The 17,708-nt window shown below is 45.1% G+C and carries 18 protein-coding genes and 1 other annotated feature; of the genes, 12 read left to right on the forward strand and 6 right to left on the reverse strand.

Going from position 1 to position 17,708, the window contains the following annotated elements; genetic code table 11:
• Nucleotides 1-199 precede the first annotated feature (199 nt).
• Both gerQ and MH117_RS00010 read left to right on the forward strand, forming a co-directional pair.
• A complete protein-coding gene (gene gerQ, locus MH117_RS00005) occupies nt 200-580 on the forward strand; it encodes a spore coat protein GerQ (protein WP_239327700.1) in 381 nt (126 codons plus the stop codon).
• A gap of 141 nt (nt 581-721) precedes the next feature.
• Nucleotides 722-1,858: an MGDG synthase family glycosyltransferase gene (locus MH117_RS00010; RefSeq protein WP_239326125.1), complete on the forward strand. Its 1,137-nt coding sequence runs from the start codon at nt 722-724 to the stop codon at nt 1,856-1,858.
• A 151-nt stretch (nt 1,859-2,009) separates the two neighbouring features.
• Here MH117_RS00010 and cysW read toward each other — a convergent pair whose 3' ends face one another.
• The 4 genes from cysW to MH117_RS00030 all read right to left on the reverse strand — a co-directional run bounded on the left by cysW (nt 2,010) and on the right by MH117_RS00030 (nt 5,214).
• Nucleotides 2,010-2,921, reverse strand: coding sequence for a sulfate ABC transporter permease subunit CysW (gene cysW / locus MH117_RS00015; protein ID WP_239326127.1), 912 nt, complete (start codon nt 2,919-2,921; stop codon nt 2,010-2,012).
• 41 nt (nt 2,922-2,962) lie between these two features.
• On the reverse strand, nt 2,963-3,814 hold the full coding sequence (gene cysT / locus MH117_RS00020) for a sulfate ABC transporter permease subunit CysT (protein ID WP_239326167.1): 852 nt from the start codon (nt 3,812-3,814) through the stop codon (nt 2,963-2,965).
• A gap of 88 nt (nt 3,815-3,902) precedes the next feature.
• Nucleotides 3,903-4,982 (reverse strand): sulfate ABC transporter substrate-binding protein, encoded by a 1,080-nt coding sequence (locus tag MH117_RS00025; protein ID WP_275444455.1) that lies wholly within the window; start codon nt 4,980-4,982, stop codon nt 3,903-3,905.
• Nucleotides 4,963-5,214, reverse strand: coding sequence for a YezD family protein (locus MH117_RS00030; protein ID WP_239326169.1), 252 nt, complete (start codon nt 5,212-5,214; stop codon nt 4,963-4,965). The genes MH117_RS00025 and MH117_RS00030 overlap by 20 nt, the downstream gene beginning before the upstream one ends.
• A 367-nt stretch (nt 5,215-5,581) precedes the next feature.
• Between MH117_RS00030 and MH117_RS00035 the strand changes: the two genes are divergently transcribed.
• Both MH117_RS00035 and MH117_RS00040 read left to right on the forward strand, forming a co-directional pair.
• Nucleotides 5,582-6,406, forward strand: a complete 825-nt coding sequence (locus MH117_RS00035) for an aldo/keto reductase (RefSeq protein ID WP_239326171.1) — start codon at nt 5,582-5,584, stop codon at nt 6,404-6,406.
• A gap of 100 nt (nt 6,407-6,506) precedes the next feature.
• Nucleotides 6,507-6,766 (forward strand) — a binding site (T-box leader).
• A 131-nt stretch (nt 6,767-6,897) separates the two neighbouring features.
• Nucleotides 6,898-8,247 (forward strand): sodium-dependent transporter, encoded by a 1,350-nt coding sequence (locus tag MH117_RS00040; RefSeq protein ID WP_239326173.1) that lies wholly within the window; start codon nt 6,898-6,900, stop codon nt 8,245-8,247.
• 78 nt (nt 8,248-8,325) lie between these two features.
• On the opposite strand, the gene MH117_RS00045 is transcribed toward MH117_RS00040, so the two are convergent.
• On the reverse strand, nt 8,326-8,991 hold the full coding sequence (locus tag MH117_RS00045) for a 3'-5' exonuclease (protein WP_239326175.1): 666 nt from the start codon (nt 8,989-8,991) through the stop codon (nt 8,326-8,328).
• Nucleotides 8,992-9,349: 358 nt separating this feature from the next.
• On the opposite strand from MH117_RS00045, the gene MH117_RS00050 reads away from it, so the two are divergent.
• The 7 genes from MH117_RS00050 to MH117_RS00080 all read left to right on the forward strand — a co-directional run bounded on the left by MH117_RS00050 (nt 9,350) and on the right by MH117_RS00080 (nt 15,614).
• Nucleotides 9,350-9,865: a DUF5381 family protein gene (locus MH117_RS00050; protein WP_239326177.1), complete on the forward strand. Its 516-nt coding sequence runs from the start codon at nt 9,350-9,352 to the stop codon at nt 9,863-9,865.
• 208 nt (nt 9,866-10,073) lie between these two features.
• A complete protein-coding gene (locus MH117_RS00055) occupies nt 10,074-10,898 on the forward strand; it encodes a transporter substrate-binding domain-containing protein (protein WP_481857207.1) in 825 nt (274 codons plus the stop codon).
• 73 nt (nt 10,899-10,971) lie between these two features.
• A complete protein-coding gene (locus tag MH117_RS00060; RefSeq protein ID WP_239326181.1) occupies nt 10,972-11,625 on the forward strand; it encodes an amino acid ABC transporter permease in 654 nt (217 codons plus the stop codon).
• A 52-nt stretch (nt 11,626-11,677) separates the two neighbouring features.
• The gene (locus MH117_RS00065; RefSeq protein ID WP_239326183.1) at nt 11,678-12,427 is read left to right on the forward strand and encodes an amino acid ABC transporter ATP-binding protein; all 750 of its coding nucleotides are present in this window, start codon (nt 11,678-11,680) and stop codon (nt 12,425-12,427) included.
• A 144-nt stretch (nt 12,428-12,571) separates the two neighbouring features.
• Nucleotides 12,572-12,910 (forward strand): antibiotic biosynthesis monooxygenase family protein, encoded by a 339-nt coding sequence (locus MH117_RS00070; RefSeq protein ID WP_239326185.1) that lies wholly within the window; start codon nt 12,572-12,574, stop codon nt 12,908-12,910.
• A gap of 188 nt (nt 12,911-13,098) precedes the next feature.
• Nucleotides 13,099-14,301, forward strand: a complete 1,203-nt coding sequence (locus tag MH117_RS00075) for an amino acid deaminase/aldolase (RefSeq protein ID WP_239326187.1) — start codon at nt 13,099-13,101, stop codon at nt 14,299-14,301.
• The gene (locus tag MH117_RS00080; protein ID WP_481857208.1) at nt 14,289-15,614 is read left to right on the forward strand and encodes a D-arabinono-1,4-lactone oxidase; all 1,326 of its coding nucleotides are present in this window, start codon (nt 14,289-14,291) and stop codon (nt 15,612-15,614) included. Before MH117_RS00075 ends, MH117_RS00080 begins: the two co-directional genes overlap by 13 nt.
• 94 nt (nt 15,615-15,708) lie before the next feature.
• Here the strand turns inward: MH117_RS00080 and MH117_RS00085 are convergent, their stop codons facing one another.
• Nucleotides 15,709-16,542, reverse strand: coding sequence for a hypothetical protein (locus MH117_RS00085; RefSeq protein WP_239326191.1), 834 nt, complete (start codon nt 16,540-16,542; stop codon nt 15,709-15,711).
• Nucleotides 16,543-16,734: 192 nt separating this feature from the next.
• On the opposite strand from MH117_RS00085, the gene MH117_RS00090 reads away from it, so the two are divergent.
• Entirely contained in the window at nt 16,735-17,706 is a 972-nt protein-coding gene (locus MH117_RS00090) for a sugar phosphate nucleotidyltransferase (protein WP_239326193.1), read from the forward strand.
• Nucleotides 17,707-17,708: the final 2 nt, after the last annotated feature.

Below are 17,708 nucleotides of genomic sequence, written 5' to 3' on the forward strand. Positions count from 1 at the left end.
ATAAGAGACAGCGAATAGCTGAAAAGGAGAGAGCATCAAAATGGCATATACGCCTTATTATCCTGTACATCCCGTACATCCTATGCAACAACCGGTTCATCCTGGTTTTTCATCGGCTCCAGCCCGAAACGGTTCGTATGGAGGCGGCCTGCTTCCTATGCCTTATGGCCAACCAGTTGGAGGAGTAGGTTCCGTTCCTATGACTCAGCCACAGCCTAGCTTCACACCACAATCTATGGTCCCGCCGCAAGTATCTAGTGGAGGCTTCATGACACCAACAGGTGCGGTATTGCCGAATCCGAACTTTGAACAGTCTTACATTGAAAATATTTTAAGGTTAAACCTGGGCAAAGTAGGCACGTTCTATATGACTTATGAGAACAATTCCGAATGGAATGCCAAAATATTCAGAGGCGTTGTGGAAGCAGCGGGTAGAGACCATATTATTATCAGCGACCCAATGACAGGACAACGTATCATCTTGCTGATGGTTAATCTGGATTACGTGACTTTTGACGAACCGCTTGTGTACCAATATCCTGGCGTCACTGGCAATACAGGCAGGGAAGAAGAAGCATAATGAAGCTAGAGCGAGCCGGAACTTTATAGTTGCGGCTTTTTGCTTTTTTACGAACTTTTAAGATTAAAATGATAAGTGGTTGATAGTTGGTTGCTACGATAAGGAAAAGCTATGTATCTTTATCGAAGCGGGGGATAAGCGATGCAGCAAGACACCATGTTTGTCTTAACAGCAACCTATGGGGATGGCCACTGGCAGGTGGCGCAAGCATTAAAGAACCGCTTACTTGAAGCAGGGGTTCATGTGCGCATTATAAATTTGATGGCAGAGGCACATCCAGTATGGGATGCGGTCATCCGATTTTTATTTTTGCAAAGCTCCAAGCTTTCGCTGCTAGGTGTGAATTACTATGGTTGGAGCTATTACGGAACGAGGACGATGAAGCGCAACCACCCTTTAGTACGGACCGGCTTTACGTTAGGCATGAATACATTAAGAAAGATGCTGCTTCAGGAGCGCCCTGTTGGGGTGATCAGCACATTTCCTTATTTTGATGTCGCCCAATTATGTGCTGGCGTAGGCTTGAATATTCCCACGTTTACCGTTATGACAGATTATGATCTTCATCATCGCTGGATTTTGTCCACGGAAGACCGCTATTATGTCGCTTCGGACGCTTTAAAGCAAGGCATGGTTACCCAAAATATTGGCGAGGAGCAGATTGTGGTGAGTGGAATTCCACTGCGCGAGCCGTTTGCTTCTGCTCAAGAACGCCATATGAATCGACTTGCCCTTGGCTTGGACCCACATAAGCGGGTAACACTGTTAATGTCTGGTGGATACGGGGTTGGGTGGTCTGTAGATAAAGGACTTCGGTTGTTGAGAAGGATTCCGGAGCATCAAGTGCTTGTGGTTTGCGGAAAAAATGAAAAGCTGTTTCAAGAACTGCAGCAGCAATATGACCAGACACCAGATATTCATTTGTTCAGATATGTGGAAGATATCGCCCAATTGATGTCATGTGCGGATGCTGTGGTGACGAAGGCGGGTGGAGTTACCGTTAGTGAGGCCATGTCTTTGCAGGTGCCGTTATTTATTTGTCGTCCGCAGCCAGGTCAGGAATTGGAGAATGCTCGGTTTTTAGCTGCGCAGGGCGTAGCGAAGGTCGCGAAGCACGAAGCAGAACTCGTCCAACAGATGGAGGCGGCGTATAAGCAGCCGACTCAATTGCAGTTCATGCGTGACAGTATGGTCTCCATGTCGCGTCCACATGCAGCCGCTGCTGTTGTACACGATATGCTGGAGACGCTGCAGCGTCATCAATCGTTCCGTTCTTGAACGAAGTCCAGCATGTACGACCTACAAGCTTCTTAATGCCGCTGTACCATTTATAACCCTTACTGCTGTTACTCGTAATTGATGAACCCACACAGCTGTCCTGTTTGGCTGGAAGAAGCTGTGTGAGTGGGCGCTGCAATTTACGGTATTGCTACCCTGTGGTATGCTGCTGTCGTTGACGTTTCAGGTCAAACCAATGCTGCAGCACAAGGGTGCCGCACGCTACAAGGACTAGCAGGGTGGCGACGGCAAATGCGGCAGAAAATTGATATTCATTGTACAAAATCTCAATATGCAAAGGCATCGTATTGGTTTCTCCTCGAATATGGCCAGATACGACAGAGACCGCGCCAAACTCACCCATAGCACGTGCATTGCAGATTACGATGCCATACAACAAGCCCCATTTCATGTTCGGCAAGGCTACTCTCCAGAACAGCTTCCACCCGTTCGCTCCCAAGGTGATAGCAGCTTCCTCCTCCTGAATGCCCTGTGACTGCATAAGAGGGATCAGCTCTCTAGCGACAAAGGGAAAGGTAACAAATAATGTGCCGAGTACGATGCCAGGCCATGAAAAAATGATCGAAATGCCTTGATCGGACAGCCAAGTGCCAAACCAGCCATGTGCACCAAACAATAAAACGAACACAAACCCAGCAATGACAGGGGATACTGAGAAAGGGACATCAATTAAAGAAATAAGCAGTTGCTTGCCGCGAAACGTAAACTTGGTGATACACCAAGCTGCCGCTACGCCAAATAGAGCATTAAGCGGCACAACAACAAGTGCAGTGAGCAGTGTTAGGCGAATGGCGGACCAAGCGTCTGGGTCCGTTAGTGCGGCAAAAAATACATCCGCACCACGCTTAAATGCTTGAACAAAAATAGATACCAACGGCAATAAGAGTACGAGTGTGATAAATACAAGCACCACGCCGATGAGTATCTGCTGAACACGTTTACTTTCCGTTGTAACGGCATGCCCAGAGCGCTTGTTTTGCTTGGCAATATGTGGGGCTGATGCTGCTGTTGGTGTAACAGGGGTGGGCCGCATTGGATGCATAGGCGATACCTCTCTTTTAGTCTCGATCTGGTGTACACGTGTTAGAGTGAACCGAAGCGGCGTGTATATCGCCACTGAATTGCATTCATGATAACAAGCAGGACAAAGGCAATAATGAGCATCATTAATGCAATCGCGGTAGCGCCTGCATAATCAAACTGTTCCAGCTTTGTCATCATTAAAAGCGGGGCAATTTCGGTCTTGTAAGGCATATTGCCCGAGATAAATATAACTGAGCCGTATTCGCCAATGCCGCGTGCAAAAGCAAGCGTAAAACCGGTCATGATCGCTGGCAAAAGCTGCGGCAGCACAACCCGACGGAACGTCTGAAAGCGCCGAGCACCGAGTATTGCGGCCGCTTCCTCGACATCTACATCCCAATGTTCCAGTACAGGCTGAACCGTACGTACGACAAAGGGCAGACCGATAAATATCAGTGCGATCGTGATCCCGAGCACGGAATAGGCGCTGGGAATGCCCAAGGCATAGAACCACTGCCCCATCCAGCCATTTTCCGCATAGATGGCAGTTAACGAAATGCCTGCAACAGCTGTTGGCAGTGCAAACGGCAAATCGATAATTCCGTTAATGAGCTTTTTTCCAGGGAATTGATAGCGTACAAGTACCCATGCTGTCAGGAAACCAAATACAACGTTAACGAGCGCTGCAAACAATGAAGTGAGGAAGCTGATCCGATAGGCTGCCATGACCCGTTTATCTAGTACCAGACTCCAGAACGTATCCCAGCTCATGTTCATCGATTGTAGTACGACCGTGGACAAGGGGATTAATACAATCAACGACAGGTAAATAAGGGTAAACCCGAGTGTCAAACGAAACCCGGGCAGTACTCGAAAAGGTCGAACACGAGGTTTGTCTGGGGCTGGTTTCATAGAAGTTCCTCTTTCCTAGTCATTAGTATGGCTATGCTGCAAGACTGGCGTTCCTTTTGACGCATATGACCTACCGAACACAGTGATCTTACTTTGCATAAACCTTGTCGAACAGGCCGCCATCCGCAAAGTGTTTCTTCTGTGCTTCTCCCCAGCCTCCAAAATCTTTATCAATCGTTAGTAATTCAATAGTTGGAAAAGTAGATTCATATTTTTTCGCTATTGCTTCCAGACGAGGACGGTAGTAATTTTTAGCGATAATTTCCTGTGCTTCCTCCGTATATAAGTATTCCAAGTATGCTTCGGCAACTTCCCGAGTTCCTTGCTTGTCAACGATGGAGTCTACTACTGCTACAGGAGGCTCAGCCAGAATACTTAGCGATGGTACAATGATATCGAATTTATCTTTGCCAAGCTCATTAACAGCGAGGAAAGCTTCATTCTCCCAAGAGATTAAGACGTCGCCGATCCCTCGTTCTACAAATGTAGTTGTAGAGCCGCGAGCGCCGGAATCCAGCACAGGTACACGGGTGAACAATTGCTTGATGAATTCAGTTGCTTTGCTTTCATCCTGATTGTTGTGCTTGAGCGCGTATCCCCATGCTGCGAGATAGTTCCAACGGGCTCCGCCTGATGTCTTAGGGTTAGGTGTAATGACGGATACGTCTTCTCGGATAAGATCATTCCAATCTTTAATCTGCTTCGGGTTACCTTTGCGAACAAGGAAGACAATCGTGGAGTAGTAAGGGGCACTGTTATCTTTCAGGCGTTTCTGCCAGTCAGGCTTAATAAGTCCAGTCTGCTGAATGGCATCGATGTCGTAGCCTAAGGCCAAAGTAACAACATCTGCTTTCTGCCCGTCAATGACGGATCTTGCTTGTTTGCCGCTGCCCCCATGGGACTGCTTGACGACAACGGTATCTCCATTTTTAGATTTCCAATATGCAGCAAATGCTTTATTGTACTCGGCGTACAACTCGCGTGTCGGATCATAGGACACATTTTGAATTTCGATGGTTTTACTTTCTTTGCTTTCTTTACTATCGGCTGCTACATTTGATTCCTTGCTGCTTCCGCAAGCGGCAGTAGTAATTGTAGTGAGGAGCGCGAGGACAATTACGGCTATCGTTTTGGACGTCATTTTGGACTTAGCGTTTGCGTTTAGCATGTGTGGTAGCCCCTTTCTCTTTATAGGCTGGAATCGATTCATGCACATCATAGCGATGTCGCTCGGTTTTCTCGATCTGAACAATTTGCCCATTGTGAACGACGATTTGAATCGTCCCAAATTGTAGGTCTCGTAGGTGAGTGGCGATCCGTTCCAGCCAAATCAGCTCCTCGGTCTGCAAATTTTGAATTGGATTATGATGTCCTCCTTGGAAAGACGGCAAGCTGCTCATAGTTAATTCCTCCCTTTTTAATGTGAAATCAAAAAGCCGAAGATACCCCCAAATAAACGACATCTAGGTTGCATCTCCGGCTGTCCGGTCGACTTGTGCTTGAAACGATATTATCTTATAATTCCGATTGAGTTACTTTGTTATGTTTGTATGTTAACAGTGGCTCTTGGCACTGTCAACAATATCATGACCAGTATGCTACTTATTGTCATTTTCAAAAAAAGGGAGGGTTAAATTTGAGTATTTAAGGAGGAATAATTGGAATTTACGGCTTACATGTTTAAAGTTTGCTTCAAATTGCAATTTAATACTATACTAAATGGGATGTACAATCGATGTTATAACATCGTTACTAAGGAGGTTTACCATGCTTATTACTTTAAACAATGGCATCAAGATGCCGCAGCTTGGACTGGGTGTTTGGCGTGTGGAAGAAGGACAGCAAGTCGTAACAGCAGTAAAGACGGCGCTTGAAGTCGGTTATCGACATATTGATACGGCCGCTATCTATAAGAATGAAGAAGGTGTAGGCGAAGCCATTCGTCAATCTGGTGTTCCGCGTGAAGAGATCTTTTTGACAACGAAGGTATGGAATGCCGATCAAGGCTTCGATGCAACGATCCAAGCCCTAGAAGAAAGCCTCAGAAAGCTAGGCACGGATTACGTTGACTTATATCTTGTACATTGGCCCGTACCTGAACGTGATCTATATGTAGATACATACAAGGCGTTAGAGAAACTGTTGGAAGACGGACGTGTTCGTTCAATTGGCGTGTCCAATTTCAATATCCATCATTTAGAGCGATTGTTAAGCGAGACGACGATCAAGCCTGTAGTCAATCAGGTAGAATGTCATCCACGCCTCGTGCAGCACGAATTACGTGCATTCTGTGAGCAGCATGATATTCGACTGGAAGCGTGGAGTCCGTTGATGCAAGGCGGGGATATTCTTGACAACGAGGTTATACTCAAGCTGGCACAGCAGCATGACAAAACAGCGGCGCAAGTGATTATTCGTTGGCATTTACAGATTGGCAACATTGTTATTCCGAAGTCAATCACACCTTCTCGGATTGCAGAGAACTTTAATGTATTTGACTTTGAGTTGTCGTCAGACGAGATCGCTGCCATTTCAGCGTTGAATCAGGACAAGCGTGTAGGTCCCGATCCAGACACTATGAACGTATTCTAAGTCGAAGTACAGGTTAGGAATTTTTACCATATAAAATCTATTGTTGACAGTTGAAATGGATGTCCCTATAATTCAATATATTCATTTCAAACCTATAAGCGTCAACATGTTGAATGGAAGTAGTAGGATCGCACGGTAATGCGCAGAGAGCTGCTGTTTGGTGAGAGGCAGTCATACAGTGTGTCTGAACTCGTCCTGGAATGGCAAGGTGGAACGGATGATTGCATCCTATTATATCTTGACGGTTTGCCTCCGTTATCGGGTATGCGATTGCTTAAAGCACGCAGCTGAGTTGGATCTGATATAGTTTCAGGTCAATAAGAGTGGTACCGCGAAGGTTACAGGCCTAACGTCTCTTTTTTAGAGATGTTAGGCCTTTTTTGTTTGACCATAGGCCAAGAAATGTCGAAATGTCATTGTGCATCTAGGCATAGTACCGCGAAATAAGAAAAATTAATGCTTGCGATAACAGGGGAGAGGCGTGAGACAGCATGAACAGTCAATCAGAGAAATGGACGTCTAAAGTCGGCTTTATAATGGCCGCAGCAGGTTCAGCAATCGGGATCGGAGCGATCTGGAAGCTTCCATACATAGCTGGAACGAATGGAGGCGGAGCCTTTTTCCTCCTGTTTATTATGTTTACACTGCTTATTGGTTTGCCGCTTTTGCTAGCTGAATTCGTAATTGGTCGCAGCACACAGAAGACCGCGGTCGAAGCGTATGAAGTATTGGCGCCAAAGTCTGGCTGGAAATGGATCGGCAGGCTGGGTGTGTTTACAAGCTTTATGATCCTTTGTTTCTATAGTGTCGTGGGTGGATGGACGTTAGTTTATTTATTCCGTTCGCTTATGGGACAGTTTGTAGGAGCAGGTACGGATTACAGCAAGCTGTTCGATCAGACAATTGCTGATCCGACTGCTTCATTAATTGGGCAATTTGCTTTTATATTGATTACAATTTTGGTTGTAGCTAAAGGTGTGCAAAAAGGGATCGAAACCGTAAGCAAATTTTTACTTCCAGGTTTGTTTTTACTGTTTGTTGTACTCATTATTCGTTCCTTAACGTTACAAGATGCGATGAAGGGCGTCGAATTTTTCTTGCGACCCGATTTCTCTAAATTGACCTCAGAGGGGATATTGTTTGCGCTTGGGCAGTCCTTCTTTGCGATTAGTGTGGGGATCTCCATCATGGTTACTTACAGCTCTTATCTCGATCGGAAGGAAAGTCTGTCTCGTTCTGCCTTTACGGTTGTAGGGTTAAACCTGCTTGTCTCGCTGCTGGCGGGTTTGGCGATATTCCCGGCGATATTCTCGGCAGGCCTTGAGCCAACCGCTGGGCCTGGATTATTGTTTATCGCATTGCCTTCGGTATTTGAGCATATCCCATTTGGCGGCTTGTTCTTAACGGCGTTCCTGGCGTTATTTGCATTTGCAACTTTGACTTCATCTTTTTCCTTGCTTGAAAATATCGTGGCATCTCTTCCAATGCGAGACGGTCATGCCAAACGAAAACGTTGGAGTTGGATGATTGGTGGCGCAAGCTTTGCACTTGGTGTCCCGGCAGCTTTGTCGTTCGGAGTGCTTGATCATATTACCATTGCAGGCAAGAACATCTTTGACTTTATGGACTTTACGGCGTGTAACGTACTCATGCCGATCGGTGCGCTGCTGATTTCTATATTTGTAGCTCATCGATTAGAACGCAGCTTGCTCATCGATCAGTTGAACACAGGCTCTCCGGCTGGAGGCAAATGGTTTACGCTCTGGATATTCCTACTTAAATACGTGGTGCCTGTTGCAATCATTATCGTGTTCTTAAATGCCTTTGGCATTGTTGGCTAGCGTCACCACAACAGAAACAGCCAATCCTAGTATTTAATACTCGGGATTGGCTGTTTGGACGTTAGTCGGTTAGTATGGCTAGGATAAATTAAGCTTCGATAACGCCAAAAACGGATTATCCGCCTGGTCATCATCCGCCGCCTGGTCTTGATAAATTAGCTCGCTCTCATAGCTGGCTTGATCATCTGTCTTATTGAGATGAAATTCAATGCGATCTGCATAATGCATATATATAAGTGCTGTATTATAAGCGTCATCCAGTGCACGATGATGTGAACCAACAAATGCGATATCAAGCGACTCCAAGGCTGGTTTAAGGCCGATCTGCTGATTGTGACCCCTGCCCATTAAAGTAGATACCTGCTTTTGCAAGTTCGTGTGATTTAACAGCCAGTACAGCGATATTTCTTTGTGTCGGCATTCCTTAACAAACTGGACCTTATCATCTTCTCCCCATGAGCACAGGGCATAATTATCAGTATCGATCCAGGCAATAAATTGGTCCAACACGTTTTGCAGCGTCTCAGCCGAATGGACGTCCTGTTGGGTAATCCCTGTAAATGATACCGTATCTTTAGTTAATTGTGGTGACAAGACCGGACGTACAAACGACTGGAACGTATCGACAATGACGGGCTTATCTTCTTCGATAGCGACTTTGACGGCTCCAATTTCAATAATTTCAGAAGGTTGTCCCCTTCTTCTTGTCACGGTCATTTCCAGATCATAGATGATAGCTAGCATGCTGATGTCCCTCGTTTCTCTCTTCACTTTCATTATTAGATTGTATCATATCATGAGTGGTTAGCAATTGGTGATGGTATCCACTAGTAGTTTTGATGAGTGGAAGCCAGCAAGTGGCTTGTTACAAGTGATTGATGTCCTAAACGAGATCCTTCCATTTATGATACGATAACAAAAATTTAACATAGGCCGAAAACGACTTTACTAGCTGCATTCACGGTTTTTCTCGCACTTCATAATCATTCAAACGTAAAATTTTGGCTTGTAAACGATTACGATATCGATTAAAATTCGACTTAAAATGGGTACATAGTATGATCTCGGAAGTTCTAATTGTCGAATGAGGAGGTCCAAAGTTGTGGTTCAAATACGTTATCAGAAATCGAATGTAGGGTGGAAGTGGTTATTTGCTTTTGCTGCCGTATGTGGTTGTGTAGGCTTGGCGTATGCGGCTCTAATGATGGATTTGATGCTGACACGACGGTTTGTGGCGGCAGTCATCGCACTGATGGGATTCAGTTTCTTTGGCAAGTTCCTAATCGTAGGGATACGTGCTTTGATCAGTTCGGAACAAGTATTGTTCTCTTATAAGGAAGAAGGACTCCTAGCAGGTGACAAAGTCGTTTTGTGGGGAGACATTCGACAAGTACGTGTGGAGCATACACGGATTGGTATTTTGTTTCAACCGATTTTCCCTAAGTTTATCTTCCTTTTAAAAAATGGTCAGCAGGTGGTGTGGAATACACAGTATTTGTTAAGCCATCAAGAGATGAGACGTTGGACGGAGGCCTTGCAGCTTGAGGTAAAGCAGAACAGAAGTGTTCATAGCAACGATGAAGTGAGGATGCAGGAGCAAACTTCTGCTACAAGTTAACTGAAGGACTGGACATTATTATTTAATTTATATAAACTATATATTAGTAAGTGTTATAAAGCCATGCTTTGTCATGGCTTTTCTTATTGGGTGCTGGGAGGATTATTTTTCTTTTTTCTGCACAGAGTATTGTAATTAGGACGTGTATGCTCTATAATCCTGACTATGCTAGTCGGAATTAAAAATGAAAGCTAAGAGGGGATTCATCATGAAAATGACAACTTGGAAACGTACTACACTGTTTATCACTATACTATCAGTTATCGCTATCATAGCTGTGGGCTGCAACACGCCAAAGAAGGAAGAGGCAAGCACGAACGCGTTGGAGCGGATCAAAAGCGAAGGTAAGATCGTAATCGGAATGATGGGAACCTATCCTCCATACAACTTTTTAAATGAGAAAAAAGAGGTTGATGGCTTTGATGCCGATATGGCTCGTGAGATTGCCAAGCGTATGGGCATACAGGCTGAGATCGTAACAGGTGAATTCTCAGGATTGATTGAAGGTTTGCAGAAAACCAAATTTGATGCGCTTATTAGTCAGGTAACGATTACAGATGACCGGAAGAAGACCATCGATTTCTCTGCTCCCTACATTAAAAATGCGGTAAACGTAGTGGTGAAGGCAGATAACAATACCATTAAATCTGTTGAAGATTTTAAAGGTAAGAAAATAGGCGTAGGACTTGGCACAAACGATGAAAAATATTTGCGCGAGCAAGTGCTCCCTAAAGTTGGAGATTTCGAGATTGCAACTTATAATGATGTCATTACATCATTAATGGACTTGAACACAGGACGTATAGATGCAACAATTAACAATGTGTTTGCTTTAAAGCCGATTGTGGACAAGAACAATTTGAAAATTAAGGCTGTCGGTGAGCCTATTAAAGAAGATGTAGCCGGTGTTGCGATTAAGAAGGGCCAGCCGGAACTGCTTGAAGCGATTAACAAAGCATTTGATGAGATGAAGAAGGACGGCACTTACGCTGCTATTCACAAGAAATGGTTTGACGTAGAACCAACTTTGTAATTGTAATAACGTATTTAGAAGCGGTATAGGTAAATGGGCATTAAGGGTACCGTAACAACAGGGGGAACAGACGGTGTTTAATTTATTGTTTGAGCAAGGAAACATTCCATATTTGTTAAAAGGAGCTTATTTAACGCTGCAACTTACGCTTATTGCTTTGTTTGTTGGCTTCTTTATCGGACTGGCTGTTGCTGTTGTTCGCCTGAAAGGACCTAAGCCGCTTCAAATACTTGCTCAATTTTATGTTTCTATTATTCGAGGAACGCCGATTTTGGTTCAAATTTTTATTGTGTATTATGGTCTTCCCGATATTGGGGTGTCCTTCAGCCCTTTTATGGCTGCCTGCATTGTACTCAGCATTAATGTCAGCGCGTATTTGTCAGAGACATTTCGTGGTGCGATTTTGGCTGTCCCGCGTGGTCAATGGGAGGCGGCAGCTTCGTTAGGCCTGTCGCCGTGGCAGGTGATGCGGCGTGTAGTGCTGCCGCAGGCTGCCCGTATTGCTATTCCGCCTATGGGGAATACGGCAATCGGTATGCTGAAGGAAACGTCACTTGTATCTGTCGTGACGGCAACGGAGTTGCTGCGTTCAGCGCAGCTGCTCGTGGCCCAGTACTATGTAGCTTTGCCGTTTTACCTTGCTATCGCAATTATGTATTGGATTATGAGCATTAGCTTTACCGCTATATTAAACCGGGTAGAGGCCAAGCTTGCAAAAGCCTACTAATTCGTGCGATGGAGCAGTGTCCAGTTGATAGTATGGAGGAGGGTTACATAATATGATTGAGATCACTGGACTTAAGAAACGTTATGGTGAGCATGAAGTGCTTGCGGATATTAATGCAAAGATCGATGCAGGTGAGATCGTAGTTCTGATTGGACCGAGTGGATCGGGAAAGAGTACGCTGCTGCGCTGCTTGAACGGCTTGGAACAGCCGAATGGCGGGTCCATCCGAGTAGGCACGATTACGTGGGGAGCAGACACGCCCCGGCGTGACATGAAACAAGTGCTGAAGCAGGTGAGAAGCCATACGGGTATGGTGTTCCAGCAGTTTAATCTCTTTCCTCATATGACAGTGTTGGAGAATGTCATCGAAGCGCCCAAGACGGTAAAAGGGATGACACATGATGCGGCAGTAGCGATCGCAGAAAGTTTGCTTGCCAAAGTGGGGCTGCTGGAGAAAAGGAACGAGCATCCTGCTCGTTTGTCTGGCGGACAACAGCAGCGTGTTGCGATTGCCCGTGCCTTGGCGATGCAGCCTGATATTATGCTGTTCGACGAGCCGACATCGGCACTTGACCCTGAGCTGGTGGGCGAGGTGCTGAAAGTAATGAAGTCGCTCGCTGATGAGGGCATGACTATGATCGTGGTCACGCATGAGATGAAGTTTGCCCGTGAAGTTGCAAATCATGTTATCTTCATGAGCGACGGGCACATCGTTGAGGAAGGTAAGCCGGAACAATTTTTTACGGCTCCGAAGACAGAACGCGCCCAGCGATTTTTGCGACAATTGGCTCAAGAAGATTAAAAAGATAGATTGTTAAGTCCTTGTCTGCCTCTTCGTGGTGGACAAGGACTTTTGTATAAGTATGGATAATCAAATGTTGACAATGATAATCCCTATCAATAATATGAAGTTATATGGATATGCAGTGATAAAGGACGTGAAGAGATGTTTATTGAGACGAAGACGATTACAGTCAAAGAAGGAACTTCGGATCTTGTAGTCAAACATTTTACAGGTGAAGGTATCATTGAGAAATCAGAAGGGTTTATCGATCTCAGTGTACTAGTAAAGAAGGTCAGAAGAGGCGACGAGGAAGTTATCGTAATGATACGCTGGGACTCTGAGGAAAGCTGGAAGAAGTGGGAGACAAGTGAGGCGCATATCGAAGGTCACCGTCAGAGCCGAGGCAAGCCGAAGCCAGATCACGTCATCAGTTCAACGCATGGGATATATGAAGTGAAGTCTTCCAAAGGACCTTATGTAGAATCCAAAGCAACCGTATAACATGATAAGCCGACCTATTCAGATCATGGGTCGGCTTTTTTGTGCCTATTTCACTTTTAATGGAAACTTTCATTTAATAGTCATATTCACGATGGACGTACATTACTTATTAGTATAGGAACAGTTCTCATTGTGGTAAGCGCTAACAATTGTGGTGATCGAAAGCTTGGGTAGAGGAGAAATAGGGTATGAGTTACGGTGACAAACGTACATATCGTCAATATGCCAATGCTTTTTCACAGTTGCCAATGCCGTACGCGTATTTGGATTTGGAATATTTAAGGTATAACATCACGGATATACTCAACAGAAGTGGACAGAAACAGGTAAGGATCGCAAGTAAATCTATACGTTCAGTATCCGTATTACGTTATATTCTAGAAAGAGATTGTCGCTTTAGTGGAGTGATGTGTTACTCTGCACAGGAAGCTGTATGTTTGGCAGAGCGTGGACTCGATGATCTTCTTATCGGTTACCCCGTATGGAATGAGGAGTCGATTCGAGCAATATGCTGTCTAGTTAAACAGGGGAAGACAATTGTTTTTATGGTTGATGACGTTAAGCATGTTGATCGGATAGCTTATTTTGCTAGGGAAGAGCAAGTTGTGCTGCCGGTATGTCTAGACATCGATATGTCCACTCAGCTATGTGGTCTGTACTTTGGTGTCAGACGTTCTCCAGTTCGAAGTGTTGGAGAAGCTGTCACAATGGCGGAGTACATCTTGAGCCAACCTTTCATCCGACTCGAAGGTCTGATGGGTTACGAGGCGCAAATAGCTGGGGTCGGTGATCATACTCCTAAACAAGCTTTGAAAAATATGATCATAACTTATTTGAAGCGAAGATCAATTGAAGAAATTGCAAACAAACGATTAGAGCTCGCTTATGAATTAAAGAAACGAGATATTCATTTTAGATTTTTTAATGGAGGAGGAACAGGCAGTCTCCATTCCACCTGTAAAGAGGATGTTATTAATGAGGTGACAGTTGGTTCAGGCTTTTACGGGCCTGCCTTGTTTGATAGTTATAGGGATTTCCAATGTGCTCCGGCAGCAGGATACGCAATTGAAATCGTAAGATTACCGAAGGAAGGTGTATTTACTTGTCATGGTGGGGGTTACACAGGATCAGGGGCTACCGGGACGGATAAGTTGCCGCAGCCTTATCTTCCGCTTGGCAGTCGGTTGCTAGCTCAGGAGGGAGCGGGAGAGGTTCAGACCCCGATTATGTACAAAGGAGAAGAACGTCTGCAGCTCGGCGATCCTGTATTTATGCGGCACAGCAAAGCAGGAGAACTGTGTGAGCGCTTCAAAACCCTTCATTGTTATGAATATGGGCAAATAACAGGCCAGATAAAGACGTATCGGGGAGAAGGGTGGTGTTTCGTGTGAAGCGAGCAGGCCCACGGGAGTGGCGGAATTGGTCTGGCCTTGTGCGAAGCAGCTTGAAAGAAGTGTGGTATCCGGAAACAAGAGAAGAGATTGCGCATGCGTTAAAAGAGGCAGGACGTTCAGGTTCGACCATTCGAATGGTCGGTTCTAGTCACTCCTTCACCCCGCTAGTAGCGACAGATTATGTCCATCTCTCACTAGATCAGATGCAGGGCATTACGAGTGTAAATTCAGATCGGCTGCTCGTTGATGTTCAGGCAGGGACAAAGCTGAAGAGACTTGGTGATGAGCTGGAACAGCTTGGATATGCGCAGCAGAATCTAGGTGATATTAATGTACAGTCATTGGCTGGTGCATTCAGCTCAGGTACCCATGGCACAGGAATCGATTTTGGTATTATTTCAACACAGATTGAAAGCCTTACTGTAGTTACGGGAAGAGGCGATCTCATTGAATGCAGTGAACGGGACAATGCTGCATGGTTCAAGGCGCTGCAGGTGTCATTAGGTGCTTTAGGCGTTATCACCGATGTGCGTCTGCAGGTGATTCCAGCAAAACGTATGCATTATCAAAGCTCACGAATGTCGTTAGAGCAATGTCTGTATTCCTTGCATTCGCTGCGTACGACTAACCGCCATTTCGAATTTTACTGGTTCCCTTATACGGATCAAGTGCAAGTCAAAGTAATGAACACTACAGAAAGAGAAGTGACGAAGAATGGTGGTTGGAACCAGTTTAATAAGCTGGTAATCGAGAATGGAATCTTTTGGGCGATGTCAGAGATGTGCCGTGTAGTTCCTCGATTAAGCGCGCCTGTAAGCCGATTATCAGCAGCTTGCGTTCCAGTGGGGGAAGAAGTTGGTGCTGCGCATAAACTGTTCGCCACTCCGAGGCTTGTCCGTTTTAACGAGATGGAGTACAGCATTCCTGCTGACGCACTGCAACCAGCCTTGGAAGAGATCAGAGACTGCATCTTGCGCAAGAAATATACGGTACATTTTCCGATAGAATGCAGATACGTTCGTGGAGATGATATCTGGCTGAGCCCTGCTTTTGGCAGGGACTCCGCCTATATTGCTATACACATGTACAAGGGTATGCCATTCGGCCCGTATTTTGACGACGTCGAGCGTATACTGTTGCGTTATGAAGGTAGGCCACATTGGGGAAAGCTACATCATTTAAGAGCAAAACAGCTGAAAAACTTATATCCACGCTGGGATGACTTTTTGCAAGTACGTAGAGAACTAGACCCGCAGGGAATACTGTTGAATCCTTACTTAAAATCTGTATTTGGAGTAGATAGCCTCTAAATAGCGAAAAGGGTAAGCGTAAAGTTCACCAAGAGGGCCGCTCATGCCCCAATAGGATTAGAGCGGCCTTGTTTTTGGCTTCAATTGAACAATTTTAATTGTCATCCTCATCATCGTTGTCCTCATCATCGTCTTCGTCTTCGTCATCCTCATCATCGGAGTAGGAGCCGTCTTCGTCATCCTCGTCATCGGAATAGGAACCGTCTTCGTCATCCTCATCATCGGAATAGGAGCCGTCTTCGTCATCCTCGTCATCGGAATAGGAGCCGTCTTCGTCATCCTCGTCATCAGAATAGGAGCCGTCTTCGTCATCCTCATCATCAGAGTAGGAGCCGTCTTCGTCATCCTCATCATCGGAATAGGAGCTGTCTTCGTCGCCATCCCCGTCATCGGAATAGGAGCTGTCTTCGTCGCCATCCTCGTCATCAGAGTCAGACTCGTCTTCGTCATCTTCATCCTCGTCATCAGAGTCGGATTCGTCTTCGTCATCTTCATCCTCGTCATCAGAGTCGGACTCGTCTTCGTCATCTTCATCCTCGTCATCAGAGTCGGACTCGTCTTCGTCATCTTCATCTTCATCATCAGAGTCGGAATCCGCGTCTTCGTCTTCTTCTTGATCATCCTCATCTTGTTCTTCCAAATCAATTTCATACTTTTGGCCATTCTGGAGTTCAAGTTCTACTTCCTCGACATCGTCCCAATCGACACCATCGATCCATTCCTGAAGTGATGATCTCTTGTCGGCATTTACGCCGCTGTCAAGCAAGTCATCATAGCTGTATTTGGAAGTGCTGCCATCCGTATATTCGACTTCAATCTCATCAATATCATCTAATTCATACTTGGACAGCTCAGCTTCGAATTTATCTAAGTTCGCCAATTCCATCAGTTCCCCTCTGCTAGAAGATCGAAACTTTGTAAGTTTCATTCTTATAGTATGTTTTTCATAATAATATGATTGGGTTAATGCATGAAGATAAGCGTGGATGTTGCAGCTTTTTTGTAAAATTACGTGAAGTACAGAAGTATATTTTCCCTATTGATTCACAATCGCCCTTCCTAATAGTTATCCGAAATCATATTTTAATGCATATCGACGAAAGACAAGGAGCGAACTTCTATGAAGGGATTGATTCTTTGTGCAGGTAAAGGCACTAGGCTCCAACCTTTTTCGAATGTTACTTCCAAAGTGTTGATTCCGATCGCTAACAAACCGCTACTATTCTATAGTATAGAAAAGCTGCTGGAGCTAGGCATTCAAGAGATCGGTATCGTTATCCAACAGGCACATGAACCGTTGTTCAAGAGCATAATAGGAGATGGCGAACGATGGGGAGTATCGATTACTTATCTCTATCAAGCCAAAGCACTAGGAATAGCAGATGCAGTCAAGCAGGCGGAAGGGTTTATTGGTTCTGATCCTTTTATTCTTCTTCTAGGTGATAATTTAATTGACCAGACGCTTACTGGCTTGCGCGATTCGATTCTATTGGAGCAGCATGACGGAGCATTATTGTTAGGAGAGGTTGAGAAGCCTCAGGATTATGGCATCGCCGAGATTAAGGAGCAGCATATTATCCGTTTGGAGGAGAAACCCCTTCAACCTAAATCAAACCTTGCGATTATGGGGGCCTACGCATTTACTTCAAAAATATTTGAAGCTGTGCATGCGATTGTTCCCTCCAAGAGAGGGGAATATGAGATTACGGATGCCATTCAATGGTTAATCGAAGCCAATTATGCAATTTCCTATGATATCACTTACGAATCACATACTGATGTAGGTACGATAGATAGATGGCTTGAAGCAAATCGATGGGTTCTCCAGCAAATGGCTGGTGAAGGTGCACTTCTGGCAGGGCAGATTGTTGATAGTGCAAATCCACAGAGCCCGCTAGTTCTGATTGATCCTTCAAGCAAATTGATAGAATGTGAGATTGGCCCCTTTACTACGATAGGTCCCCACGTTTATTTGGAAAATTGCCGTATTGAAGATTGTATTATACTCGAAGGCGTATCCTTAAAAAATGCGAGCTTGAAAGGCACAATCGTCAGTCGAGATTACTGGGCACAGTCCACTCGGGAGGCGTAACC

The organism is Paenibacillus sp. ACRRX (genome assembly GCF_022346885.1).
In the GTDB taxonomy this organism is placed as follows: Bacteria; Bacillota; Bacilli; order Paenibacillales; family Paenibacillaceae; genus Paenibacillus_B.

Excerpts from the sequence above, each read along its gene's own strand:
- MH117_RS00055 (WP_481857207.1), top strand. The coding sequence starts at position 10,074 with ATGAAAATGACAACTTGGAAACGTACTACACTGTTTATCACTATACTA.
- MH117_RS00090 (WP_239326193.1), top strand. The coding sequence starts at position 16,735 with ATGAAGGGATTGATTCTTTGTGCAGGTAAAGGCACTAGGCTCCAACCT.
- cysW (WP_239326127.1), bottom strand. The coding sequence starts at position 2,921 with ATGCATCCAATGCGGCCCACCCCTGTTACACCAACAGCAGCATCAGCC.
- MH117_RS00085 (WP_239326191.1), bottom strand. The coding sequence starts at position 16,542 with ATGAAACTTACAAAGTTTCGATCTTCTAGCAGAGGGGAACTGATGGAA.
- MH117_RS00010 (WP_239326125.1), top strand. The coding sequence starts at position 722 with ATGCAGCAAGACACCATGTTTGTCTTAACAGCAACCTATGGGGATGGC.
- MH117_RS00070 (WP_239326185.1), top strand. The coding sequence starts at position 12,572 with ATGTTTATTGAGACGAAGACGATTACAGTCAAAGAAGGAACTTCGGAT.
- gerQ (WP_239327700.1), top strand. The coding sequence starts at position 200 with ATGACTCAGCCACAGCCTAGCTTCACACCACAATCTATGGTCCCGCCG.
- MH117_RS00030 (WP_239326169.1), bottom strand. The coding sequence starts at position 5,214 with ATGAGCAGCTTGCCGTCTTTCCAAGGAGGACATCATAATCCAATTCAA.
- MH117_RS00040 (WP_239326173.1), top strand. The coding sequence starts at position 6,898 with ATGAACAGTCAATCAGAGAAATGGACGTCTAAAGTCGGCTTTATAATG.
- MH117_RS00045 (WP_239326175.1), bottom strand. The coding sequence starts at position 8,991 with ATGCTAGCTATCATCTATGATCTGGAAATGACCGTGACAAGAAGAAGG.
- MH117_RS00065 (WP_239326183.1), top strand. The coding sequence starts at position 11,678 with ATGATTGAGATCACTGGACTTAAGAAACGTTATGGTGAGCATGAAGTG.
- MH117_RS00075 (WP_239326187.1), top strand. The coding sequence starts at position 13,099 with ATGAGTTACGGTGACAAACGTACATATCGTCAATATGCCAATGCTTTT.
- cysT (WP_239326167.1), bottom strand. The coding sequence starts at position 3,814 with ATGAAACCAGCCCCAGACAAACCTCGTGTTCGACCTTTTCGAGTACTG.
- MH117_RS00035 (WP_239326171.1), top strand. The coding sequence starts at position 5,582 with ATGCTTATTACTTTAAACAATGGCATCAAGATGCCGCAGCTTGGACTG.
- MH117_RS00025 (WP_275444455.1), bottom strand. The coding sequence starts at position 4,982 with ATGCTAAACGCAAACGCTAAGTCCAAAATGACGTCCAAAACGATAGCC.